This window comes from Paraburkholderia sp. PAMB 6770, assembly GCF_057748135.1.
In genome coordinates, this window is record NZ_CM173239.1 from 558,983 (window position 1) to 582,817 (window position 23,835).

General features: G+C 64.1%; 20 protein-coding genes. 17 read left to right on the forward strand and 3 right to left on the reverse strand.

Annotated elements, in window-relative coordinates:
* Positions 1-18: 18 nt before the first annotated feature.
* Positions 19-2,100 (forward strand): glycoside hydrolase family 28 protein, encoded by a 2,082-nt coding sequence (locus AC3AP7_RS20040; RefSeq protein ID WP_487364311.1) that lies wholly within the window; start codon positions 19-21, stop codon positions 2,098-2,100.
* A gap of 13 nt (positions 2,101-2,113) precedes the next feature.
* Positions 2,114-3,367, forward strand: a complete 1,254-nt coding sequence (locus AC3AP7_RS20045) for an autotransporter strand-loop-strand O-heptosyltransferase (RefSeq protein WP_487364312.1) — start codon at positions 2,114-2,116, stop codon at positions 3,365-3,367.
* A gap of 7 nt (positions 3,368-3,374) precedes the next feature.
* Here the strand turns inward: AC3AP7_RS20045 and AC3AP7_RS20050 are convergent, their stop codons facing one another.
* Entirely contained in the window at positions 3,375-3,836 is a 462-nt protein-coding gene (locus tag AC3AP7_RS20050) for a hypothetical protein (RefSeq protein ID WP_487364313.1), read from the reverse strand.
* A 336-nt stretch (positions 3,837-4,172) separates the two neighbouring features.
* On the opposite strand from AC3AP7_RS20050, the gene AC3AP7_RS20055 reads away from it, so the two are divergent.
* Entirely contained in the window at positions 4,173-7,151 is a 2,979-nt protein-coding gene (locus AC3AP7_RS20055; protein WP_487364314.1) for an ATP-binding protein, read from the forward strand.
* Between the two features lie 302 nt (positions 7,152-7,453).
* Positions 7,454-8,185: a response regulator gene (locus tag AC3AP7_RS20060; protein ID WP_487364315.1), complete on the forward strand. Its 732-nt coding sequence runs from the start codon at positions 7,454-7,456 to the stop codon at positions 8,183-8,185.
* A gap of 52 nt (positions 8,186-8,237) precedes the next feature.
* On the opposite strand, the gene AC3AP7_RS20065 is transcribed toward AC3AP7_RS20060, so the two are convergent.
* Positions 8,238-8,909, reverse strand: a complete 672-nt coding sequence (locus AC3AP7_RS20065; RefSeq protein ID WP_487364316.1) for a LuxR C-terminal-related transcriptional regulator — start codon at positions 8,907-8,909, stop codon at positions 8,238-8,240.
* A gap of 66 nt (positions 8,910-8,975) precedes the next feature.
* The gene (locus AC3AP7_RS20070) at positions 8,976-9,257 is read right to left on the reverse strand and encodes a hypothetical protein (protein ID WP_487364317.1); all 282 of its coding nucleotides are present in this window, start codon (positions 9,255-9,257) and stop codon (positions 8,976-8,978) included.
* Here AC3AP7_RS20070 and AC3AP7_RS20075 point away from each other — a divergent pair.
* From AC3AP7_RS20075 to tssL, 13 genes are all read left to right on the forward strand, one after another.
* Positions 9,256-9,720, forward strand: a complete 465-nt coding sequence (locus AC3AP7_RS20075; protein ID WP_487364318.1) for a hypothetical protein — start codon at positions 9,256-9,258, stop codon at positions 9,718-9,720. The two genes, AC3AP7_RS20070 and AC3AP7_RS20075, sit on opposite strands and share 2 nt — an antisense overlap.
* A gap of 639 nt (positions 9,721-10,359) precedes the next feature.
* Positions 10,360-10,902: a fimbrial protein gene (locus tag AC3AP7_RS20080; protein WP_487364319.1), complete on the forward strand. Its 543-nt coding sequence runs from the start codon at positions 10,360-10,362 to the stop codon at positions 10,900-10,902.
* Positions 10,903-10,965: 63 nt separating this feature from the next.
* Positions 10,966-11,724, forward strand: a complete 759-nt coding sequence (locus AC3AP7_RS20085; protein WP_487364320.1) for a fimbria/pilus periplasmic chaperone — start codon at positions 10,966-10,968, stop codon at positions 11,722-11,724.
* A 93-nt stretch (positions 11,725-11,817) separates the two neighbouring features.
* Entirely contained in the window at positions 11,818-14,541 is a 2,724-nt protein-coding gene (locus tag AC3AP7_RS20090; RefSeq protein ID WP_487364321.1) for a fimbria/pilus outer membrane usher protein, read from the forward strand.
* 14 nt (positions 14,542-14,555) lie between these two features.
* Entirely contained in the window at positions 14,556-15,113 is a 558-nt protein-coding gene (locus AC3AP7_RS20095; RefSeq protein WP_487364322.1) for a fimbrial protein, read from the forward strand.
* Positions 15,110-15,772, forward strand: coding sequence for a DotU family type IV/VI secretion system protein (locus tag AC3AP7_RS20100; RefSeq protein ID WP_487364323.1), 663 nt, complete (start codon positions 15,110-15,112; stop codon positions 15,770-15,772). The genes AC3AP7_RS20095 and AC3AP7_RS20100 overlap by 4 nt, the downstream gene beginning before the upstream one ends.
* Positions 15,769-17,457, forward strand: coding sequence for an OmpA family protein (locus tag AC3AP7_RS20105; RefSeq protein ID WP_487364324.1), 1,689 nt, complete (start codon positions 15,769-15,771; stop codon positions 17,455-17,457). The genes AC3AP7_RS20100 and AC3AP7_RS20105 overlap by 4 nt, the downstream gene beginning before the upstream one ends.
* Positions 17,458-17,682: 225 nt before the next feature.
* On the forward strand, positions 17,683-18,228 hold the full coding sequence (gene tssB, locus AC3AP7_RS20110) for a type VI secretion system contractile sheath small subunit (RefSeq protein WP_487364325.1): 546 nt from the start codon (positions 17,683-17,685) through the stop codon (positions 18,226-18,228).
* Between the two features lie 34 nt (positions 18,229-18,262).
* Positions 18,263-19,762: a type VI secretion system contractile sheath large subunit gene (gene tssC, locus AC3AP7_RS20115; RefSeq protein WP_487364326.1), complete on the forward strand. Its 1,500-nt coding sequence runs from the start codon at positions 18,263-18,265 to the stop codon at positions 19,760-19,762.
* Between the two features lie 244 nt (positions 19,763-20,006).
* Positions 20,007-20,489 carry an Hcp family type VI secretion system effector gene (locus AC3AP7_RS20120; RefSeq protein WP_487364327.1) on the forward strand — a complete coding sequence of 161 codons (483 nt, stop codon included), beginning with the start codon at positions 20,007-20,009 and terminating at the stop codon, positions 20,487-20,489.
* A 149-nt stretch (positions 20,490-20,638) separates the two neighbouring features.
* A complete protein-coding gene (tssJ, locus tag AC3AP7_RS20125) occupies positions 20,639-21,187 on the forward strand; it encodes a type VI secretion system lipoprotein TssJ (RefSeq protein WP_487364328.1) in 549 nt (182 codons plus the stop codon).
* On the forward strand, positions 21,184-22,533 hold the full coding sequence (gene tssK / locus AC3AP7_RS20130; RefSeq protein WP_487364329.1) for a type VI secretion system baseplate subunit TssK: 1,350 nt from the start codon (positions 21,184-21,186) through the stop codon (positions 22,531-22,533). The genes tssJ and tssK overlap by 4 nt, the downstream gene beginning before the upstream one ends.
* Positions 22,530-23,825 carry a type VI secretion system protein TssL, long form gene (gene tssL / locus AC3AP7_RS20135; RefSeq protein WP_487364330.1) on the forward strand — a complete coding sequence of 432 codons (1,296 nt, stop codon included), beginning with the start codon at positions 22,530-22,532 and terminating at the stop codon, positions 23,823-23,825. Before tssK ends, tssL begins: the two co-directional genes overlap by 4 nt.
* The last annotated feature ends 10 nt before the right edge of the window (positions 23,826-23,835 follow it).

Genomic DNA, 23,835 nt, shown 5'->3' on the forward strand with positions numbered 1-23,835 from the left:
TGCAGAATGGAGACGGATGTGATCAGGTTTTCGAAGACGTTATGCATCGCAGGCCTCGCGGGCCTGTTGCTTGCCGGCTGCGGCGGAGGCGGTTCGTCGGGCTCGACGGGCAGCACGCAGGCCGCGTATCCGCAATCGGGCACCTCGTCGGGGCCGACGTCGGGCAGTTCATCGACGGGGAGCGCGGCGGCCTATCAGGTCGGCACCGCGACGAGCGATCCGAACCTGCCGGCCGCGCCGGTCATGCCGACGCTGCCGCCCGCGAATCCCGCGTGCCAGCTCAGTGCGAACTACGCGGCACAGAGCAACGGCCTGCTGCCGTCGAACATCGAGGTGAGCGCGGGGTCCACTGCGCCCGATACCGCGCGCATTCAGGCGGCGCTGTATGCATGTGCGAATGCGGCCAACGCGTACACGCCGACCAATACGATCGCGACCAACGGCGTGGTCGAGCTGAGTGCGGGCGGTGCGAACAACGCGTTTCTGAGCGGGCCGCTGTCGATGCCCGGCGGCGTGACGCTGGTGATCGACGCGGGTGTCACGCTGTTCGCGTCGCGCGACCCGACCCAGTACGAAAGCGGCACGACCGGCGCGTCGACCGCGGATCTGCCGGGCACGCCCGATGCCGCGTCGAGCGGCGCGACGTCGAGCGGCATCGCGGGCAACGGGACGTATTACTGCGGCCAGATCTATCCGAACGACGACGGCTGCAAGCCGCTCATCAGCAACGTGGTCTACAGCGGATCGTCGAAGATCTACACGAGCAACAATGCGATCATGGGCCCCGGCACGATCGACGGCCAGGGCGGCCAGCCGCTCTATACCACCGCGGCGAACCTGTCCGCGGCCGGCGCGCCGCCGCTGCTCACGCGGCCCGACGGCTCGAACATGAGCTGGTGGGACATCGGCTGGGAGGGCAACGAGGCGCTGACGGGCGAGGACGAGAACAACCCGCGTCTGATCGAGCCGCTGTACGGCTACAATTTCACGCTGTATGACCTGACGCTGCAGAATGCGCCGAAATTCCACGTCACGCCGACGGGCATCAACGGCTTCACCGCGTGGAACGTGAAGATCTTCACGCCGACCGAGGTCTACCAGTCGATGGACAACTACTGGGGTGCGCCGTACAGTTACGCGTCAGTGAAGAACACCGACGGCATCGACCCGGGCAGCAAGAGTCCGTCGACCTCGGCCACGCCGGCTTCGCCGGCGCTGCCGGGCGGCTACAGCGGCTCGGCCGGCAGTTTCAGCGGCGACATCAGCAATGTGCTCGTTGCGTACTCATACATCAGCGACAGCGACGACGACATGGCGATCAAGGGCGAGTCGAACATTGCCGATGGCCGCGTGTACAACATCACCGTTGCGCACAATCACTTCTATTACGGGCACGGCATGTCGATCGGCAGCCAGACTTCGGGGCTCGACGGCAATCCGGCCGATCTGGCGAGCGCGGACCCGGCGGTGGTGGCCAACACCGCGCCCCTCACCGTACAGGGTCAGCTGGTCTATCCGAGCGTGTCGAACGTGAACGTGTACGATCTGTCGCTGAACTACACGGACAACGGCGTGCGCATCAAGACCAACTGGAGCGAAGGCGGCCTCGTGTCGAACGCGAACTATACGAACCTGTGTCTGCAGGCCGATCCGAATCCGAGTCCGCTCGATTCGGCGCCGCAGTCGGCGATCATCATCACGCCCTACTACACGGCGACCGGCAATGCGGGGCTGTACCCGAGCTTCCAGAACATCACGATCAACGGCATGCACGAGCTGAGCGCGGCCGACTGGACGCTGCAGGGCTTCAACAGTGCGAGTCCGTCGCTGCAGGGCTGGCCGTCGGGCAGCGTGCCGGTGCCGGGTACGCCGATCGTGAATCCGCTCGGCGTCACGCTGAACAACGTGGTGGCGGACGCCGCGCCGCTGGCGCTCACGTCGAGCGACGCGGCCATCACGGTCGGCTCGAACGTGAACCTGCCGCTCGCAACGGCGAGCGCGAGCAACGTGACGGTGACGTCGAACACCGCGATCGGCGCGGCGCCCACGGTCGATTGCAGCAAGGCGTTTGTCCCGTTCCCCGGCCAGACCTTCCCATGATGGATGACGCACGATGCTGACGCGTACCGACGCGACACGCGACACGGACGCCGGCGGCCCGGCGGTCGCGGCCGCCGGCGATACGCTGCCGTTCGTGCGTCTCGGCGCCCCGCTGTTCGAAGGGGCGCCGGGCGTGCGCTACGACTTCAATCATGGTTGCCGCGTGCAGGTGTCGGGCGCGGGCTGGCGCGTGCGTCTGATCGATCGCGAGGCCGACGTCGTGCTGTACGACGAGACGGTGAGCGACGCCATCGTGTGCAGCGCGAAGCGCTACTACGTCCGTTTTCGCATCGAGGTCTGGCGCGGCGACACGCTCGTGTTCGAGCACGATCAGGACCTGCGCGGCAAGAAGGTGTTCGCGCGCTTGCCGCTCTCGACGATTGGCGACGTGATCGCGTGGTTTCCATACGTCGACGAATTTCGCCGGCAGCACCAGTGCGAGATGTACGTGTCGATGGGCGAGGGGCTGTGGCCGCTCTTCGAGGAAGCCTATCCGGAGCTGCATTACGTGAAGCCGGACGATGAAGATGCGGCGGCCTGCGGTTTCTACGCAAGCTACTTTCTCGGCATCTTCTATCCGGCCAGCGACCGCACGCACCAGCCGACCGACTATCGGGTGAGCGGTCTGCAGCGAACGATTCCGTGGCTGCTCGGCCTGCCCGCGCGCGAATGCCGTCCGCGTATCGGCATCCGCGACACGCACCGGCGGATCGCCGAGCCGTACGTCTGCATCGCGGCCCAGGCCTCGTCGCAATGCAAGTACTGGAACCATCCGTCCGGCTGGCGTGAAACCGTGCGCTATCTGAAGGCGCAAGGCTACCGTGTGCTCTGCATCGATCGCGATGCCGTGTCCGGGCAAGGGCTCGTGTGGAATCACATTCCGCACGGCGCGGAGGACTTCACCGGCAATCTGCCGCTGCAGGAGCGGGCGAGCCTGCTGCTGCATGCGGAATTCTTCGTGGGGCTGTCGAGCGGGCTCTCATGGCTCGCGTGGGCGATCGGCATACCGGTCGTGATGATCAGCGGCTTCACGCATCCGCAGAACGAATTCGATACGCCGTATCGCGTGATCAATTTTCACGCCTGCAACAGCTGCTGGAACGACACCGGCATCGAGTTCGACAACAAGGACTTTTTCTGGTGCCCGCGCCATGCGGGCACCGAACGTCAGTTCGAGTGCTCGCGTCTGATTGCCCCCGGCCAGGTGATCCGCACGATCGAACGGCTCATCGACGACCGGCGGCGCGCCGCGGAGGCGTCGACCTGAGGCGGCTTCAGCGCTGCAGCGCCGGCGAGTCGACGTGCAGTCCAAGCACCTGCCAGCCGTTGCCGTGGCGCCGCACGACGATCTGCATGCGCGCGGGACCCGACGCGAACCGCGCGTTCATCACATAGTCGGCGACGGCGCCGTCGCGCGGGATCGCGGTGCGCTCCCCGCCCGGGCCGGCGGCGGGCGCCTGCAGCGATTCGAGGTCGCCGAGCGTATGCGCGAGCCGCGCGTACGCGTGCGGTAGCGCTTCGCGCACGAACGGCATCAGGATCTCCGGCGCGGCCCGTTCGAGCATCGCGTCGGGGTTCCACGATCCGGCAATCGCGCGCACGCTGGCTTCGGCGTATGCGCGGCCGCTTTGCGATCGCGCGCTCGCCCGCGTAACGGATCGGGCCGCGCCGAGACCGATGCCGGCCGCCGCCAGCATGACGATAAGGATAGCTAATTGTTTGGAGCGGCGATTCATCTGGATGATGGATTGCAGGGGGATTGCAGGAGGATTTCGGGGTGCGGTAGCGAAGTGATGCGCCGTCAGTCGTCAGAACAGGTCTGACATGGTCACAAATTTTGACGTTGTTGTCAGTTGTCGTTGTCACCTGTTGCGTGGGGCGGCGCCATGTGCTTTCGGAGCGCACCACAGGCGCCGTCCATCATGAATAAACTAAGGAATGCAAATTGAGCGAAAATGCACATCAGGCAGTTGCCGGAACCCTCCGCGGGCAGGCTGGATGAACGTCCGCGCCGGCTTTGGGCGCATACTGGCTGCTGGCATCAGGGACTCGACCCTCTCAGAGGACGCGCCATGCAAAGGTCGCACACAAAAGGCCTTCCCGCCCGGGACGCCGCGCCGGACAGCAGCAACGATCCGGACGTGCTGCAGCGCTACCGGAAACTCACGCTCTGGGCTGCCATCATCATTTCGGCGGTGCCGGTCGTCGTTTGCGCGCTGACGCTGACGCTGTTCGTGAAGGAGTTCATTGCCGAGCAATATGCAGAATTCATCGGGCAGGCGGCCAAAATGCAACTGGCGTTCACGCGTCGCGAAACTTGGGTGCGCATCAGCGTGATGTACGAGCAAAGCGTTGCGCCGCGGATCGCGCCGGATCAGGCGTTGCTCGCGCAACTGCAGCAGGGGCACGGCGTGCTCAGCATCACGCATGGGACAAACCCGATTCAGATGGACGTCTACGCGGACCTGTCCGATCCGGCCGACACGACTCGCTACGCGTCCTGGCTGGCGCTCGCCGACGACTACCTCGACCGCGGCGGCGCCTATCTGAAATGGCTGGGCACGCGCCTGAGCTTCACCGGCTACATGTTCAGCCCGGACCGCAAGTTCATCGTCATCATGCGGGCGCCGCAGGCGCCGAACGGGCCGCGCTCCAGCTCGTATGCGCAGGCCTATGCGAAATTGCAGAAGGCCGTGCCGCCGGGCCTCGCGGGCGGCGACCTGCACTGGCTGCCGCCGCGCCCGGATCCGCTCACGGGCGAACCGTCGATCGAGGCGGTGCAGGCGGTATCGATGGGCGGCGCGCCGTTTCTGATCATCGGCAGCACGCTGCCGCTGGCGGAACTCGAAGCGGTCGTCGGCAAGGCGCGGCCCGGCGAGGTCGCCGGGCTTGCGATCCCGGGTGCCGACCGGCTGTTCGGCGCCGAACCGCGCGGCGGCGATCATCTGGCGCTGCCGGCCGCGCTGCGCGCGCTGCCGCCGCTCGATGCGCGGCTCGGCAAGCCCGAGCTCCAGCGCGTCGGGGCGCACGTGCTCGTGAGGTCGTATCTCGATGGCCCGGGCTGGACCTTCCTCCGCTATTTCTCGTTCGCGACGCTGCTGAGCGAACTGTCGTCGAGCGTACTGCTCAACGTCCTCGCGACTGCCTTCGTCGTCCTGCTGACCTGGATCACGTGGCTGTGGCTGGAGCGCAAGGTGTTCGCGCCCGGCCGGCAGCAGTCGCGGCTGATCTACGAGAGCGAGCAGCTCAACCGCGCGATCGTGAGCCTCGCGCCGGCGGGGATCGCACTGCTCGACCGCCCGTCGGGCACGGTGCTGCTGCAGAACGACGCGGCGGCGGCTTATGCGGCGCGGGCACAGGCGGCGCAGATTCCGTTGCTGCAGCGGGCCGCCGCCGGCTTCGGCGCGCAGCCGTCGCCGGAGGGGACGGCGCCGTCGCAGACCCACGCGCTGACCTTCGAGGACGGCCGCGGCACGCTCGATCTGCAGGTGACCGTCGTGCCGGCGCGCTATCACGGCGCCGACGCGCTGCTGTGCAGCTTTACCGATATCACCGCGCAAAAGGACGTCGAGCGCGCGCTCGCGCAGGCTCGCGACGCAGCCGATGCCGCGAACCGCGCGAAATCCGCATTCTTCGCCGCGACGAGCCACGAGATCCGCACACCGCTGAACGTGATCCTCGGCAACCTGGAACTGCTGAACCGCTCGCGGCTGTCGGCGTTTCAGACGCAGCGGCTGCAGGCCGTCACGTCGGCTACGTCGCTGCTGCTGGGCATCATCAACGACATCCTGGATTTTTCGAAAATGGAGACGGGCCAGCTCGAACTCGAGGCGATTCCGTTCGATCTGGCCGGCCTCGCGCGCCAGATCGCGGCCGCGTTTGCGCCGATGGCCGCGGCGAAAGGGCTGCGGTTCGAGGGGTCGATCGATCCGTCGCTCGCCCCCCGCTATATCGGCGATCCGACGCGGATTCGCCAGATGATCTTCAATCTCGTCAGCAATGCGATCAAGTTCACCGAGCATGGCGAGGTCGCGCTGGAGGTCTATCCGCGTGGCGACGCGCCGGATTCGCCGGTGGGCATCGCGGTCACGGACACGGGCATCGGGATCGCGCCCGAACATCAGGCGCAGCTGTTCCGGCCGTTCACGCAGGCGGATCCGTCGATCTCGCGACGATACGGCGGCACGGGGCTCGGGCTCGCCATCTGCGCGCGTCTCGTGCAGTTGATGAACGGGAGCGTTTCGCTCGACAGCGCCCCGGGCGTCGGCAGCGCGTTCACGCTCGAACTCCCGCTGCGTGCGGCGCCGCCCGCCGATCCGGACGCCGGCGAGCGCGAGGCCGGCACGCCGGCGAATCCGCTCAGGCTGCACCTGCTCGTGGTGGACGACAACGCGGCGAACCGGGAACTTATCCGTCTGCAATTGCACGAACTCGGCCATGAGGTCGAACTGGCGGTGAACGGCCTCGACGCGCTGCAGCGCTTCAGCGGCCATCCATTCGATCTGGTGCTGACCGACGTCAGCATGCCCGTGATGGACGGCCCCGAATTCGCGCGCCGGCTGCGTGCGCAAGGGGTGGACGTTCCGCTCATCGCGGTCACCGCGCACGTCGACCCTGCCGAGCACGAGCGCTGCCGGGCGTGCGGCATCAATGCGGTGCTGGTGAGACCGTTGCTGATCGACGAACTCGACCGGCTGATCCGCCAGTTGATGCGCGCCGGCGGGTTCGACGCGGGCGCGCGGGCGGCGCGCGTCGACTTGACGCGCGGGGTGCTGCCGGCGTCGGTGTTTACGGCGTTGCGCGACACGTTCACGCACCACGCGGCGCAGATCCGCGAGGCCGCGACGAACGCGGAGCGCGATCGCTTGCTGCGCGAGCTTCACACGGTCAAAGGCGCATTTGCGATGATTCACGAGCATGCGTTCGTCAGACGTTGCGAAGATCTCGAGCATCTTGCGCGCGAGGGCGCGCTCGACGCCGTGCGCGACGCGCTCGACGCGTGGGAGCGCGGCGGCGCCGACGTATTGATGCGCCGTTCGGGCACGCAATAGCGGGGGGTGCCCGGTCATCGCGTCGCGCAGTGAGGGCGCCGTTCGCCGCCTGCGCGACAAATAGGAAAAGTCCTACCCGGTAGTGGGATCCTCCCGGATTCGCGTCCTACCGCCGGTCTCAGGACATCCCTAAAGTAAGCGATGTATATCCGGGCGCCAATGGCTGCGATCTGGCCTGGATTTTCCCTGTGTCCTGATGCATGATGCGACGCCTGAAGAGGCGGCAATGATGCGGTCTGCCGGCTGTGCGCCTTTCCCTGCGGGGGCGGCGCACGCCGTCAAGCTGCGAGAGGAGTTTTTTGATGGAAAAGTATGGTATCCGGGTCGTCATTGCAGACGATCATCCTTCGATTCTGCTCGGTGTGCGGCATGTGCTGTCCGCGAGCATCGGCATCCATGTCGTCGGCGAGGCGTCGAATCCGAGCGAACTGATCCAGACGATTCAATCCACGAGCTGCGACGTTCTCGTGACCGACTACGCAATGCCCGGCGGGCGTTCCGTCGACGGCATCGGACTCTTTCAGCATCTGCGGAGCCGCCACCCCGGGATCAGGATCGTGGTGCTGACGATGATCGAGTCCATGGCCGTGCTGCAGAAGTTGTCGCAGCTGGGCGTTCTCTGCATCGTCAACAAGGCGGACCGGCTCGAGCACATGGTCACCGCGGTGCACGCCGCGTACGTGGGCGGCGAGTATTATTCGCCCGCGATGCACCGGCTGCTGAGCGAAGCGAACAGCGAGGGCGGCGGCCTCGATGGCGGCGCCGCGCTGAGCCCGCGCGAGTTCGAGGTGCTGCGGTTCATTCTCGGCGGACATTCGATCACCGAAATCGCGAACATCTTTCACCGCAGCAAGAAGACGATCAGCACGCAGAAGGCTGCGGTGATGAGAAAGCTGGGCGTGACGAGCGACGTCGATCTGTTCCGCTATGGGCTCGAGATGGGACTGGTGCCGTTCAGCCGCAGCGAAGGCGGGGATGCGAGACGCCCGGCCTGCCAGGCAGGCAACGCCGCGCTCGGGTGCGATACGCACTGAAGGAAACGGCCGTCCGTCGAGGCGCTTGCCGTCTTTCGGACGCACCCCGGTGTCAGCGGACTTCGGAGGCGCGCGCCCCCGCGACGAAACCCTGATCCCGCGCATAGAGCAGAAGTTCAGTGTCGCTCTTGAAGCCCAGTTTGGCCATCGCGTTGGTTTTGTGCGTACTGATCGTCTTCTTGCTGCGTTTTAGTTGTTCGGCGATCTGGTTGATCGTCATTCCGGACGCATACAGCCGGACCACCTCGGTTTCGCGCTGGCTCAGCGTCGTCGTGAGCGATGCGCGATGCGCCTGCAGTTCCTGCGTGACCTGGCTGATCGTCGGAGAGACATAGCGGCCGCCGGTAAAGGCGGCGTGAATCGCCGGCACGATGTGGGCGATGGCATCGGATTTGCTGACGAGGCACGAGATGCCGAATTCGAGCATGCCCCGCACCGCCGACGGGCTGTCGAGCATAGTCAGCACGACCAGCCTGATGCCGGGGTAGCGGCGCGACAGCAGGCCAAACAGGGAGAGCCCGTCGCCGAAGCGCTCGTCCGGCATCATATAGTCGGACACCACCACGTCGTACGCGGTGGTGTCGAGCAGGGCCATCAGTTCGGTCGAACTGTGCGCGACCCCCACCACCTTGATTCCCATGACGTTCGACAGGCTGTGCTCGATCCCGGCCAGCATGCCGGGATGGTCGTCTACGAGCACGACGCGGATCATGAAGGATTCCATTTTATTCATCCTTGCGCGTTGGCATGCTTGGGTCGACGGGCAGACTGCTGCGCGTGCCGTAAGCCATCATAACCTGGCGTAGCGGCGCGGGGCATGTGCGACGCGGTCGTCGTCGATTGAAACGAACTTGTCCCGCCTGTCCTGCCAGCGACAGACAAGAGGCGGGCTCTGCGGCATCACGCCATCCATGAAAATGTTACGGATTACAAAATTGTAATCCACCCCCTTGTTGCTGTCAGAATTTGCGATTAGATTGATTGCGAGATATCTGAGTTTTGCCGTTTCATCCATCTGTTGTGTCGTATGTATCTGACGGTGCATGCGGTTCTCGATGAGGGAGGGCGTCATGATGTCTGGCTATCGGTGGGTTCGGAAGGCAGCAGGAATCGTCGCGTTCGGCACGTTGACCCTGGCGGGCGCATCGTCGGCGGCATGGGGCGCGACCCAGGCCCTGGTGCGGTTCTCGGGGTCGATCGTCGCGCCGCCGCTCCAGTTCGCCACGCCTGTCCCGCAGGCGCCGACGACCGGATCGCTGTCGGCGAGCGCGACAGCGGCCACCGTGACGTTCGCCCCCAGGCCCGGCTACGAGTTCGGCGCCTACGTTTCCGTGACGGCCGCCGGCGAGGCCGGCCCCGACGTATCGACCTACCTGACGTCGCATTTCACCGACGGCGCCGGTCACGGACTCGCACAAGGCGAGTCCGGACGTTTCCGCGTCGGCGCGAGCGGCGGCACCCTCTCGCTCGCTTTCAGGAAGGGGAGCCGCGTACCGGACGGTACGCATGTGATCGTCGTCGTCTCCTATCATTAATTAAGTAACGGGGCAGTGAGCGGGTTCGATGAGCCTCGTCAATAAGCCTGGATAATGAGCCGGTTCATTGAGCCGGTTCGCCGTGCTGCTGCATTGCGCCCGACGGGACGGTGCATGCCGATAGTCTCGCCCCGGGACGCCGCATGGTTCGACGTCGTTGGCTCTATCCCGCTGGCTCTGCCGGACGGGAGCGGGGCGATGCCCCGATCTCCTTGTCCGATCCGATCTTTAGGCCGCGTCTGATAGGGATTCCGGCCCAGTTCATCGATACTGCATGATTCGATCCACACGGCATACGTCGTGCCGCGGCATGTGCCCGCGTGATGGTCTTGTGCGGGAGCCCTCCAGATAAAAATGATCCGTGTGCGCATGCCGGCGAAATGACGCAATACGCATCGGCAGCGCGCGCGTTCACGCCCGACTTGGTGGTCACGTGCAAAATCTGACAAAAGCAGGTGTGTTGCGGCCTATTTTTCAGACTATGTCAGATGTTGAAATGTGCTGAGACCCATTAACATCAGGCAGGGTTCGCGAGCCGGTCGACAATAGGTTGACCAGGTTCTCATGCGGTCTCGAATGGACGTGTCGGGCGTGTCTAACACGCCGGCATACTTAAAGTTAGGATAGGAGTACGAAAAATTGAATAAGATCATCAATCGCGCTGCGCTGGCTGTGTTCGGTTTCGCCGTTGCGTCGTCGGCGTTTGCACAGTCCACCCAGACGAACGTCAACTTCACGGGCGAACTGACCGGCAACACCTGCTCGATCGCGACGGGCAGTCTCGATCAGACGGTCACGCTGCCGACGATCTCGACCACGACGCTGGCCGCTGCCGGCGACATCGCGGGTTCCACGCCGTTCAATCTTCAGGTGATCAACTGCTCGCCGGGCGTGAGCCAGGTTGCAGCGCACTTCGAGATGTTGAACATGGATCCGGTGGCCATCAACGGCATTTACTCGCTGCAGAACACGGCGACCGGGGCTACCGCAGCGACGAACGTGGACGTCCAGCTGGTGGATGCCAACGGTTCGCCGGTCAGCCTGGGCCAGAACGGTGCGTTCTTCAATGTGGCTAGCGACGGCACGGCGAACCTCGTGTACGGCGGTCAATACATCGCGACCGGCCAGACCACGCCGGGTACGGTGGAGTCGGTCGCGAGCCTGACGCTCGCGTATCAGTAAAGCGCGCAGCCCCGGGAAGCGGCAAGGGTTCCCGGGGCGGTGTTTATTTGAAGGAGGTTGCGCGTGCGATCGTGGAAAGTGGCTGTTGCCCTGTTGGCAATGATTTGCGGGTTGCTGCCGTTGCCGAGCTGGTCGGCCATCATCATCACGGGTACGCGGGTCATTTACCCGGAATCGAGCCGTGAAGTCAATGTTCGTCTGACCAACGTGTCGGATGCTCCTGTACTGGTTCAGTCGTGGATTGACGACGGTCACGAAAACGCAAGTCCGGACAAGATCAAGGTTCCGTTCATTCTGCTGCCGCCCGTCGTTCGGGTAGATCCGAAGAAGGGGCAGACGCTGCGCCTGATGTACAACGGCGACCCGTTGCCGAAAGACCGTGAATCGGTCTTCTGGCTGAACGTGCTTGAAATTCCGCCGGCGCCCATCGCCCCGGAGGGCAAAAATTTGATGCAGCTGGCGTTTCGTACGCGTATCAAATTGTTCTTTCGTCCTGACGCACTGGCTGATGTCCCCCTCAATCTCGATCAGAAGCTGACGTGGTCGCTTGCTGCTGACAGTGCGGGTCATCCCATGCTGCGCGTCGACAATCCGACCGCCTACTACTTTTCATTCAACCCGATCAAGGTGACGGCTGGCGGGCGTGAACTCACGTTCGACCCGGGCATGGTCGCACCGTTTGCGCAACACGACTTTGCCAGCAAGGATCCCATGCCTGCAGCGACCGGGCCTGCGCAGATCGCGTACAAATGGCTCAATGACTTCGGTGCGGAGGTCGCTGGGACTGCTACAACCGCTGGCAAGAACGGCAAGGGTGAGTAAGTGGTGCGTGCGGCAGGGCAGAGCGCGCGTGGCGCGAGGCGCGGAATCGGTCTGCGCGTCCACCAGTATCGTCAGGTGGTTAGTGCGGTGCTCATGCTGTTTGGCGCGAGCGCGCTCGGTACCCGGTCGTACGCTGCAACGGACGTGAGCGGTTCAGGCGGCGACGCGTCGGGCGTGCCGAGCGTTCAGGCTTCCTCAGGGAGCGCAGGCAAGGCGGCGGGGGCAGCCGTTCAGGTCGCGTCCCTCGATTCGCCGGATCCGATGAAGGTGTCGTTCAACTCGCGGCTCTTCATGGGTGCCCCGGTTGATTTGTCCCGCTATGAAAAGGGAAATCCGGTCGATCCGGGTGTTTATCCCGTGCTGCTGACGCTGAACGGCGAACGGCGCGGCAACTTCGACGTCGAATTTCGTGCGGTCGACGGCAGTGACGTGGCCGAGCCGTGCTTCGCCGTTGCGACGCTTGAGCAACTCGGTGTGAATACCGAGTTGCTCAAGCGCAAGCCGGTGCCGCATGGTGGCGATGCGGCGCCGACCGGCACGGGCGCGCCCGCTGCGTTCGACATCGCGGGTGAAGCCTCCGCGGCGCAGGCGCTGTTGCCGTCCTCTGATGCCGAGGCGAGTGGGCCGGCCCAGCGCTGCATCCTGTTTCGCGATACGTTGCCGGAAGCCACCTATACGTTCAACAGCTCCGACCTCAAGCTCGATCTGACGATCCCGCAGGCCGACCTGCGTTCGGTCGCGAGGGGGTATGTGGATCCGTCGCGCTGGGATGACGGCATCGACGCCGGTGTTCTCAAATATAACCTGAGCACGTATTCCAGCCGGAACAACTTCGGCGGGAATTCGAACAGCATTTACGCGGGGCTGGAGACGGGCGTCAACATCGGGCCATGGAGTCTGCGTCAGCGTTCAACGCTCAACTGGGCGAACGGTACGAGCGGCATGCAGTGGAAAAACATTGCCACGTACGCGCAGCGGGACCTGACGTCGCTACGCAGTCGGCTGACGCTCGGCGACAGCTACACCACCGGTGATCTGTTCGATGCGTTCGACCTGCGCGGTGTGCAGATTTCCAGCGACGATCGCATGTTGCCATCGTCGATGCAGGCCTATGCGCCGGTCATTCGCGGTATCGCCGACACGAATGCGCGCGTTCAGGTGCGCCAGCGCGGCAGCGTCATTTACGAGGCGAATGTTCCCCCCGGGCCTTTTGAGTTCGACGATCTGCCGCCTATCGGCTATGGCGGGGATCTGCTGGTTGTCATCACGGAATCGGATGGCCGGGTGAAACAGTTTACTGTCCCGTTCTCGTCGGTTCCGCAATTGCTGCGTCCGGGCATGCAGCGATTCAACGTGAGCGTCGGCCAGTATCGCGATTCATGGTGGGATGCCGACCCCCTCGTCGCGCAGGCAACGTACCAGCGAGGCATCACAAACCTCATTACGGGATATACCGGTGTGCTGGCGTCGGCCGGCTACGGTTCCGTGCTGTTCGGTGTCGCGTTGAACACACCGGTTGGCGCGGTTGCGTTTGATGCAACCGCCGCGCGCACCGACCTGGCGGGTAGCGGCGCGCATACCGGAACGAGCCTGCGCCTGAGCTACGCGAAAATGGTGAGCGCGACGGGCACGAACTTCAGTGTTGCCGCTTACCGCTACTCAACTTCGGGGTTCTACGGGCTCGCCGACGCGATCAACACGCGCTACGCGCCGGCCGGCAACACGACAGACCAGGACTACCGTGCCCGCTCCCGCTTGCAACTGAACGCCAGCCAGGCCATCGGCGAGCGGAGTTCCGCCTATGTATCGGGCAGCGTGCAGGATTATTGGGCCAATACGCACGCACCTGACGTGCAGTTTCAGGTCGGGTTCTCGAGCATGTTCAAGAACATCTCGTACATGGTCTACGCGCAGCGTGTCATCACGAGCGGCAATGCGCCCGACACTCAGGTGGGTGTGAATCTGACGATTCCGCTCGGCCGCACATCCTCGCCAGCCAATAGTCTGTTCAGCTCCATGACGACTTCGCTAGCGGGTGGGACGAATGACGACAACCTCGTGCAGACCAGCGTGTTCGGCAACAAACAGGGTGCGCTTCCGGTCGACTACGGGTTCAACGCATCCCGTACGGCCAACGGTGCTGGCAGCAATCTCGCTTCCGTGGGCGCATACGGGACGGTTCGCGCACCGTTCGGGACGTACAACACGAACCTGTCGCTGACCAACCAGGGGCAGCAGGCGGCGTTCGGCGCGAACGGCGCGGTCGTCGTCCACAGCGGCGGCGTCACGCTCACGCCGCCGCTCGGCAGCGCGTCTGCACTGATCAAGGCCGAAGGTGCCGAGGGCGGTCGCGTCATCAACGGCCAGGGCGCGGCGATCGACCATGAGGGTTATGCGGTGATTCCGTCGCTGACGCCGTATCGCGTGAACACGGTTGCACTCGATCCGTCCGGCCTGTCAGACGACGTCGAACTCAGTAGTACGAGCGAGGATGTGGTGCCACGTCAGAACGCGATCGTGCTGGTGAAGATGGCGACGGTACGCGGTCGCCCGATCTTCGCGAAGGCGGACAAGGCAGACGGCACGCCGGTTCCGATGGGGAGCGAACTGGTGGATTCGAGCGGCAAGGCTGTCGGGAGCGTCGGCCAGGGCGGCATGGCGTTCATTCGCGGCATCACCGGATCCGGCACGCTGACCGCGCGTTGGGGCGCGCACGCATCCGATCAATGCGCGATGCCCTATACCGTTCCGGCGGAAGATCCCAAGCCGACGAAGCATCGGCCGGCCGTGCGCATCCAGTTGCGCTGCGAAGAGTGAACAGGACGACGACGATGAATGTGCGCATGCTTTTGAAGCGTATCGCGGCGCGAAGCGCAGCCGGCACCGTGGCGACCGCGCTCGCGCTCGCGGCAGGCGACGTCATGGCCCAGTCCCCCACCGTGACGATCAACTTCACCGGGTATTACAACTCGGTGAGTTGCACGGTTCAGGGGGGAGACCTGAATGTCACGCTGCCGACTATTTCGACCACCGCGCTGTCCTCGGCCGGCGCAACCGCTGGCGCGACGGAGTTCAATATCCCGGTTCTGTGCGAATCCGACGTCAGCAGTCTGGTCGCCTATTTCCAGCAGGGGCCTACCACTGACGCCGACGGCAACCTCAACGTCGAGAATCCGACAGATCCGCAAAGCGCGACACAGGTGCAAGTCCAGCTCACCAATGGCGATGGTTCGCCGATCCGGGTAGGCGACGTGTCGACGGTCAAGCCGGTGTCCGTGACGGGATCGGCGGTGACCAATATCCCGTTCTTCGCGCGTTACTACGCGACCGGCCAGGCGACCGCCGGGACCGTGAATACCTACGTCACGTTCGTCCTGGAGATGCTTTGAGCGCGTTACGCCCGTTATTGCAGGAAACCGCTGTCCATGCCTCGCTGCTGGAGGAAGGGGCGCACCTGCCCGCGCTGCATGACTGGCAGGCGCGCTGCACGGGTCTTGTCGAACGCCTCAAGCAGGCGATGGACGATCACGGATACGCACCGGATGTGGTCGAAGAGGTCAGTCTCCTGCAATGCGTGTTGCTCGACGCGTTGACGCTGCGCAGACTGTCGGGGGAGCAGCATTCCGCGTGGGCGAAAAGCAGCCTCCAGGTCATTTTTCACGCGCGGCAGGACGGCGCCGCACTCGTCCGCAAGCGGCTCGACGCGCTGCTGTCCTCGCACGTCGGCAGCTCACCGTTGTGGGAGGCCTATGTGCTGTTCTGCGCGCTGGGTTTGCCGGTTTCCGACCAGTCCCGTCATAAGCTGAACACGGCTGTGGACGCCGGTGCGCTCGCGCTGGGGGAAAACGTGCGCCCGGACGTGGCGTTCTCGCATGACGCGGACGTGCGGCGGCCGGTGCGAGTCCGCGCGAATCCGTGGCTTTGGGCACTCGGAGCGTCTGGAGTCGCGCTCGCGGCGCTATGGGGAGGCATGCACGACTATCTGGGCAATGCGGTGAGTCGTTTGCCTGTCATCCAGTCCACCGACGTCGGCGGACATCAGCGATGACCGCAATGAAACCCGCTTTCACGTGGCGCCGGTGGATCGCATGGGCCGCCCTACCCGCATCGATTGCGTTATGCCTGTGCATGCCCGCAGCCTTGCAGCCGGGATGGCTCATCGCGGCCGGGCTGGCGTGCGTGATCGCGTGCGGCGTCATCGCGATTCACCGCGGCGTGGAGCCGGACGTCCGCGCTCGAACGCGGCCGATGGCTCCGGATGGGACGTTGCCCGTCATTGTCGTGGTGGGGCCGCACTCGGCACATTTTTTCCGCGGCCTCCGGCAGGGCGACGTCCTGCGGCGCGAACAGGAAGCGGTCTGGCTGCATGCGGGTACGCCGACGCAACTCGCCGATGTCGTTGCACAGATCAAGGCGTCGCGCGGTCGAGGGCCCGATGCGGCCCTGTTGCCCATCGTACCCGATGCGGATGACGACGTTGTGTTGCGACGCGAGTTCAGCAATTGGCGTCATGTGCTGCAGAGCCTGATATGTCATCCCGAATCGGTCTTGCCGACTTGGCTCGCGGTCTATGCGTGTCTGTCCCGTGGCCCCGGCGAGTCGCCCGAGCCGCAGTGGTACGGGGCGCCCATCGATCTCGGCGAAGGTGCGCCTTCCGCCGGCGCGAGACTCACGCAATGCGTGAGCGAATTGCGCGAGCGTCTGATGTCTCCGGTGCAGGCGCGCGTCGCGGACACTGCGCGCAGTCGCGTGCTGGGCGGCGCCCTGCTGGACTGGCTCGGGGACGTCGGCGTGCTGCCTGCGCTTTCGTCGCTCGCCAACACGCCGCCGTTCGCGCTGCGCGGCGTGCTGCTTGGCGATATCCGGCGCGATCCGGTTCGGCCCGGGGCGTGGGCGCGCTGGCTCACGGCGCGAACGGGCCTGCGGGCTGTCGCGGCCAATCCGACTCGCGATGCACTGCCCGTGCCGCCCGTCGTCACGCCGACATCGCAGCGCTCGCGGCTGCGGCTCGAAGCCGTCGCGCGACGCGGTCCTGTCATCCCGGAGCTGCTGTTGTCTGCTGTGCTGGCGATCGGCCTCGCGGTGCTTGTTTCGGGTGCGTCGAACCGGCGTCTGATCGCTCAGGTGGGGAGCGATCTCGAGACCTTCCTTCAAACACCGGATGACACGATCGACGCGAAGCGGCGCGCCTATGACCAGCTGATGCGCGACCGCTTGCACATCGAACGGACGATGCAGGAAGGCGTTCCGGCGCGTCTTGGCTGGGGACTTTACCAGGGGGCGGCGCTGAACACGACACTCCGCGATGTTCTGACGCGCTATCGTCCCCCCTCGCTGACCCAGCAGATCGATTCACTCGCGCTGTTCGCGAGCGGTTCGGCCAGGTTCTCGCCAAATGCGAACCAGCAGGAACTGCGGCGCGTGCTGCGGTGGATCAATGCAAATCCGGGCTATCGCGTGCTGATTACGGGACATGCCGACAGCGAGGGGTCGCCGCAAGCCAATATCCGTCTGTCCGAGGCCCGCGCGCGGGCAATTCGCGACTGGCTGGTCGCGCAAGGTGGCCTGCCGGTCACGCGCATTGCCGTGCAGGGTGAGGGCGATACCCACCCGATTGCCGACAACGACAGTGCGTCGGGCAGAGCGCGGAACCGCCGGGTTGAGATTTCGCTGCTCCCGGATGACCCCGCGCTGCACAGCGGGTCGAAGTTCGAAGACGAATGGGGACGATGAGCCCCATAAATCGCGCGCAATTTTCGAACTCGTCCGATTCAGATTATTTGACGGCTATCGGAGAATGCCAGCCTGGACACGCTCGTGAAGCGGGTTGTGTCTATGAGAGCAGTGCCGATGGCGCGGTAATGGATCGGGTCGGACGGGTAATGCGTCGGCAGGCTGTCACTCGCCGGCGGTCCACTTCCTTTGAGCGTCACAAACCGATACCTCCCTGGAGAATCTATGGCCACATCCAACAGTTCGCAGAAATTCATTGCGCGCAATCGCGCACCGCGTGTGCAAATCGAGTACGACGTCGAGATCTATGGTTCGGAAAAGAAGGTCGAACTGCCATTCGTGATGGGCGTTCTGGCCGATCTGTCCGGCTCCCCGCTCGAACCGCTGCCTGCGGTTTCGGATCGCAAGTTCTTCAACATCGACATCGACAACTTCGACGAGCGGATGAAGGCGATCAAGCCGCGCGTCGCATTCGCGGTGCCCAACACGCTGACCGGCGAAGGGCAGTTGATGGTCGACATCACGTTCGAAGGGATGGACGATTTTTCTCCGGCTGCTATTGCGAAAAAAGTGGATGCGCTGTCCCAGCTGCTCGACGCCCGGACGCAACTCGCCAATCTGCAGACCTATATGGATGGCAAGTCGGGTGCCGAAAACCTCGTGAGCAAGGTGCTCAAGGATCCGGCACTGCTGAGCGCGCTCGCACGCGCGCCGAAGCCGACGCCCGCGCCTGCTTCGTCGGGTACGAACGAGCAAACGGACGAGCAGTAATTCGGTGAACCGGAAATCATCCCCAGGAGAAAAAATGGCCGTACGAGAATCGCAGGCGAAAGCTGTCGAAGCGCAGCTTACTGCGCAATCGGACTTCAACGCATTGTTGTCGCGTGAGTTCAAGCCGAAGACCGATCAGGCGCGCGACGCCGTGGAAAGCGCTGTCAAGACGCTCGCCGAGCAGGCGCTGATCAATTCCGTCTCGCTGTCGGACGACGCATACAAGAGCGTCGAATCCATCATTGGCGAGATCGACCGCAAGCTTTCCGAGCAGATCAATCTGATCCTGCATCACGAGAACTTCCAGAAGCTCGAAAGTGCATGGCGCGGGTTGCATCACCTCGTCACGAATACCGAGACGGACGAGAAGCTGAAGATCCGCTTCATGGATATCTCGAAGGACGATCTGCGTCGCACGATGAAGCGCTACAAGGGCGTTGCGTGGGACCAGAGCCCGTTCTTCAAGCAGATTTACGAAGAAGAGTATGGCCAGCTCGGCGGCGAGCCTTATGGCTGCCTCGTGGCCGACTACTACTTCGACCATACGCCGCCCGACGTGGACCTCCTTGCGTCGATCGCGAAGGTGGCGGCGGCGGCACACGCGCCGTTCATCACGGGCGCATCGCCGTCGGTGCTGCAGATGGATTCGTGGCAGGAACTCGCCAACCCGCGCGATCTCACGAAGATTTTCACGCAAAACCTCGAATATGCGTCGTGGAATTCGCTGCGCAATTCCGAGGACGCACGCTACATCGGTCTTGCGATGCCGCGCTTTCTCTCGCGTCTGCCGTACGGCGCGACGACGAACCCGGTCGACGAGTTTGGCTTCGAAGAAGCAACCGACGGCGCGGATCACCGCAAATACGTGTGGTCGAACGCGGCCTACGCAATGGCGGTCAACATCAACCGTTCGTTCAAGAACTACGGCTGGTGCACGCTGATCCGCGGTGTGGAGAGCGGCGGCGTCGTGGAAAACCTGCCGTGCCATTCGTTCCCGACGGACGATGGCGGCGTCGACATGAAGTGTCCGACCGAAATCGCGATTTCCGATCGCCGGGAGGCCGAACTGTCGAAGAACGGCTTCATTCCGCTGATCCATCGCAAGAATACCGATTACGCGGCGTTTATCGGCGCGCAATCGCTGCAAAAGCCGGCGGAGTACTACGATCCGGACGCCACGGCCAATGCGAACCTGTCGGCGCGCCTGCCTTATCTGTTCGCCTGCTCGCGTTTCGCGCATTACCTGAAGTGCATTGTTCGAGACAAGATCGGCGCGTTCAAAGAGCGCGACGAGATGCAGCAATGGCTGAACGAGTGGGTGATGAATTACGTGGATGCCGATCCGGCCAATTCGTCCCAGGAGACCAAGGCGCGCCGTCCGCTCGCGGCAGCCGAGGTCGTGGTGGAGGAAGTCGAGGGCAACCCCGGCTACTACCAGGCGAAGTTCTTCCTGCGTCCGCACTTCCAGCTCGAAGGCCTGACGGTTTCGCTGCGTCTCGTGGCCAAGCTGCCGTCGGTGAAAGAAGCGAGCTGACGACAGGCCGGCATACCGGTGACAGGGTGGTAAGCGAAGCTGGATGCGGCACGAAAAGGCACAAAAAGGCACGAAGCGTGCCTTCGCTCCGGATGAAGGAGTGGCTTCTGGCAACGTGTGGGCAAGTCGGGCGGCGTCCTGCAGGATGGGGGCTGCCCGCGAGAGCGATCGGCGGGCGCTCGTTAAATCTTCCCTGACCATAAGTAGTACTGAAACTTAACGACGTGATAAGGAGTGAATCTCGATGTCGCAAGACATTTTCCTCAAGATTGACGGTATCGATGGCGAAGCGGAAGACGCAGCTCACAAAGGGGAAATCCAGGTCATGAGCTGGTCGTGGAAGGTGAGCCAGCAATCGAACATGCATCAGGGTTCGGGCGGCGGCGCAGGCAAGGCCTCGGTCGACGACCTGGAGTTCGAACATTTCATCGACCGCGCAAGCCCGAATCTGATTCAGTACTGCCTGTTGGGCAAGCACATCAACGAAGCGAAGCTCGTCGTGCGCAAGGCGGGTGGCAATCCGCTCGAGTACATCAAGCTGACGATGAACGATGTGCTGGTGACCGAAGTCCGCCCGTCGGGACTCTCGGACAGCGAAACGCGTCCGCGCGAAGTCGTCCGCCTGTCGTTCAGCCGCCTCAAGCAGGAGTACGTGGTCCAGAACGCACAAGGTGGTAGCGGCGGTGCGATCACGGCAACGTTCGATATCAAGAAGAACGCAGCGTAAGCCTGAATGCCGGCTTGCCGGCACGAACCTCGCCGCTTGCGGCGAGGTTCTCAGGCGGTTGCCCCTAGTCCGCCTTGCGTTCTGGCAATGGACTCGACACATCAAGGCCCTATGGCCAACCGCTTTACCGGTACGACAGGACTATCCCGATGTTTTATCCATGGTTTCGCCGTCTGTGCGTTCAGGCTCGCTCCGCGAAGTGGGGCGCGGCAGCCTGTGCGCTGCTGTGGCTTGCCGCGTGCTCGGATGCGCCGCCGCGCAGGGAGATGGCCAACCTCCAGATCAAGGTGTCGGCCAGCGACCGCGCCAATCCGGACGAGCAGGGGCGGGCGGCACCGGTGATGGTCCGCATCTTCGAGTTGAAGTCGACCCATGCGTTCGAGAATGCCGACTTCTTCACATTGCAGGCCGACCGCAAGAGCGTGCTGGGCGACGATGCACTGGTGACGGACGAGTTCATTCTGCGTCCTGGGGACGTCCGGACGTTGCGTCGCCTTTCGAATCCGGCGACGACCGCCGTCGGCGTGCTGGTCGGATATCGCGATCTCGGCAAGTCGGTATGGCGCACCGTCTACCGGCTTGCGCCCTTACCCGAAGCCTCGTGGTACCGATCGATGATGCCGCGCCCCAAAGTCATATTGAACGTCATGGTGGGTCCCCGAGCCGTGTCGGTAACTGAAGTGAATGGATCGCAATGAGTTTCCATAATAAGGTTGTGTGGAACGAAGGACTATTCCTTGTTCCGCAGTTGTTCCAGCAGCAGGAGCGCTACCTGGAGTACTTCGCGCACCGGCGTGCGGCCGTGCTGAGTCCTTTTTTCTGGGGGTTCAGCGGCTACGAGATCGATCAGGAAGCCCTGACGTTCGGCAAGCTCGTGCTGCGCAGCGGCTCGGGCGTGTTTCCCGACGGTACGCCGTTCGAGGTGCCGGGTCATACGCCGCCGCCGCCGCCGCTGACGGTCGCACCGGAGCACCAGGATCAACTGATCTACCTGGCGGTACCCCTGCGCCTGCCGAATACTGAAGAAACCGCGTTTTCGGAACAACGGGGTTCGCTCGCACGCTATTCCGCCTTTGACACCGAACTGCGCGACAGCAACGCAATCGGGCAGGGTCCGCGGCAAGTCCAGCTCGCGAACCTGCGTTTGCGGCTCTTGCCGGAGAAGGAGCTGACCCGCTCGTGGATCGGCATCGCGCTGACCCGTGTGAAATCGCTACATGCGGACGGTTCGGTTGCACTGCACGACTCGGACTACATCCCGCCCGTCAGCCAGTATGGCGCGAATGCCTTGCTGCGCGAATGGGCGACGCAACTCCATGGGCTCTCGAAGCTGCGCGCCGACGCGTTGGCCGCGCGCCTCTCGGGCAGCGACGGCCGCGCGGGTGCGGCCGCCGAGGTCGCCGACTATCTGCTGCTGCAGGTCCTGAATCGCTACGAGCCGATGCTCGAGCATCTATGTCGCCTGCGCGAGACTGCCCCCGTGGAGCTGTATCGCGAACTGGCCATGTTCGCGGGCGAGCTTTCGACGTTCGTGCGTCCGCAAACGCGTCGTCCGTTGCCGGCGCCCGGCTACGATCACGCGCGCCTGTACGAGAGCATTCGTCCTTTGGTCGGCGAGGTGCATTTCCTGCTCAACCAGGTGCTGATTCGTGGCGCGCAGCCCATCCCGATTACCGAGCAGGCGCACGGCATCCGCACGGCAACCATGCTGCCCACGGAACTCGCCGGTTTCGCGAACCTTGTGCTGGCCGTCGGGGCGCAGATGTCGCCGGAAGTGTTGAAGCAGCAGTTCGCGGCCCAGACCAAGATCAGCCAGCCGCAACGTCTGCCCGAGCTCATCCGTTCGCATCTGCCGGGCTTGTCGCTGATTCCGCTGCCGGTGCCGCCGCGGCAGATTCCGTTCAATTCGAGCTACATCTATTACGAGCTGTCGCGCAGCGGCCCATTCTGGGAACAAATTGCCGAGCAGGGCGGATTGGCGATGCACATCGCCGGTCAGTTCCCTGAGTTGAAGCTCGAACTCTGGGGAGTGCGTCATCAATGAGCGGGTACAGTCATGACGACGCGTTCGACTTCCTGAGCGGTGGACGCGGCGGCCCCGACATGCCGCCCGCACGTCGTCAGCCGCCCCCTCCCGGCATGCATGAAGAGGTCGAGCGTATCGATATCGACCGGCGTCTGGCGGATATCCGCAAGGCACCCAACGCACTGCTTGAAGCGGCGAGTCCCTTGTTGCGTTTTCTCGCCGACATGCCCGCATCGCTGGAGACGGCGGAAGCCGTCGAGAGTCTGCACGCATTGCTCGAGCAGGAAGTGGGGCTGTTTCAGCGGCTATGCGAGAAAGCGGATCTGCCGTGGAAGCACATGGCCGTGGTGCGCTATTGCCTGTGCACGGCGCTCGACGAAGCGGCGAGCCGCACGCGTTGGGGCGCGGGTGGCGTCTGGGCGTCGCGCAGCCTGCTCGTCAAGTTCGAAGGCGAACGTGAGGGCGGGGAGAAGTTTTTCCTGTTGATCGGTCGGATGGCGACCGATCCTCAAGAGTATGTCGACATTCTCGAAATCATCTACCGGGTGCTGAGCCTTGGATTCGAGGGGCGTTACAGCGTCGTCACGGATGGTCACCGGCATCTCGAGCAGATTCGCCAGCGTCTCTGGACGCTCATCACCGGCGCACGCGATTCGATCCACTCGGACCTGTCGTCGAACTGGCGTGGTGCGCAGCCCGGCAAGCTGCCGTTGCTGCGCGGGGTGCCGGTCTGGGCGAGCGCGGCGATGGTGGCGCTGATTCTCGGCGGTCTGTACGTGTCGTACGAATACCGCCTGCTCGCGCAGCGCAACGCGCTCGAACGGCAAATCCGCGCGATCGGCAACGAAGCGCCCGCGCAACCGCAACCGCAAGCGGCACCGCAGCGCTTGCGGCTGTCGACGCTGCTCGCCAATGAGATCGCGCGCGGTCTCGTGACGGTCGTGGAGGACGACCGCCACAGTGTCGTCACGTTCAAGGGCGATGCGATGTTCGAGTCGGGCCAGAGCCGCGTGCTGCCGGATATGGACCCCGTGCTCGAAAAGGTCGCCCACGAGGTCGCGCGTGTGGGCGGCAACGTCAGCGTGGTCGGCTATACCGACAACCAGCCCATCCGCACGGCCGAGTTTCCCAGCAATCTGGTCTTGTCCGAGAAGCGCGCAGCGTATGTCGCCAGCATTCTGGAACAGTATGGAACGCCGGCCGACCGGATTCGCTGGCAAGGCAAAGGCGATGCGCAACCGCTTGCCGACAATGCGACGGCAGCCGGCCGGTCCCGCAATCGCCGTGTCGAAATCACGGTCACGCTGTAACGCTGGAGTT

Coding starts and splice junctions, on each gene's coding strand:
- AC3AP7_RS20045 (WP_487364312.1), top strand. CDS start 2,114: ATGCTGACGCGTACCGACGCGACACGCGACACGGACGCCGGCGGCCCG.
- AC3AP7_RS20050 (WP_487364313.1), bottom strand. CDS start 3,836: ATGAATCGCCGCTCCAAACAATTAGCTATCCTTATCGTCATGCTGGCG.
- AC3AP7_RS20055 (WP_487364314.1), top strand. CDS start 4,173: ATGCAAAGGTCGCACACAAAAGGCCTTCCCGCCCGGGACGCCGCGCCG.
- AC3AP7_RS20060 (WP_487364315.1), top strand. CDS start 7,454: ATGGAAAAGTATGGTATCCGGGTCGTCATTGCAGACGATCATCCTTCG.
- AC3AP7_RS20065 (WP_487364316.1), bottom strand. CDS start 8,909: ATGGAATCCTTCATGATCCGCGTCGTGCTCGTAGACGACCATCCCGGC.
- AC3AP7_RS20075 (WP_487364318.1), top strand. CDS start 9,256: ATGATGTCTGGCTATCGGTGGGTTCGGAAGGCAGCAGGAATCGTCGCG.
- AC3AP7_RS20070 (WP_487364317.1), bottom strand. CDS start 9,257: ATGACGCCCTCCCTCATCGAGAACCGCATGCACCGTCAGATACATACG.
- AC3AP7_RS20090 (WP_487364321.1), top strand. CDS start 11,818: ATGCTGTTTGGCGCGAGCGCGCTCGGTACCCGGTCGTACGCTGCAACG.
- AC3AP7_RS20095 (WP_487364322.1), top strand. CDS start 14,556: ATGAATGTGCGCATGCTTTTGAAGCGTATCGCGGCGCGAAGCGCAGCC.
- AC3AP7_RS20105 (WP_487364324.1), top strand. CDS start 15,769: ATGACCGCAATGAAACCCGCTTTCACGTGGCGCCGGTGGATCGCATGG.
- tssB (WP_487364325.1), top strand. CDS start 17,683: ATGGCCACATCCAACAGTTCGCAGAAATTCATTGCGCGCAATCGCGCA.
- tssC (WP_487364326.1), top strand. CDS start 18,263: ATGGCCGTACGAGAATCGCAGGCGAAAGCTGTCGAAGCGCAGCTTACT.
- AC3AP7_RS20120 (WP_487364327.1), top strand. CDS start 20,007: ATGTCGCAAGACATTTTCCTCAAGATTGACGGTATCGATGGCGAAGCG.
- tssJ (WP_487364328.1), top strand. CDS start 20,639: ATGTTTTATCCATGGTTTCGCCGTCTGTGCGTTCAGGCTCGCTCCGCG.
- tssK (WP_487364329.1), top strand. CDS start 21,184: ATGAGTTTCCATAATAAGGTTGTGTGGAACGAAGGACTATTCCTTGTT.
- tssL (WP_487364330.1), top strand. CDS start 22,530: ATGAGCGGGTACAGTCATGACGACGCGTTCGACTTCCTGAGCGGTGGA.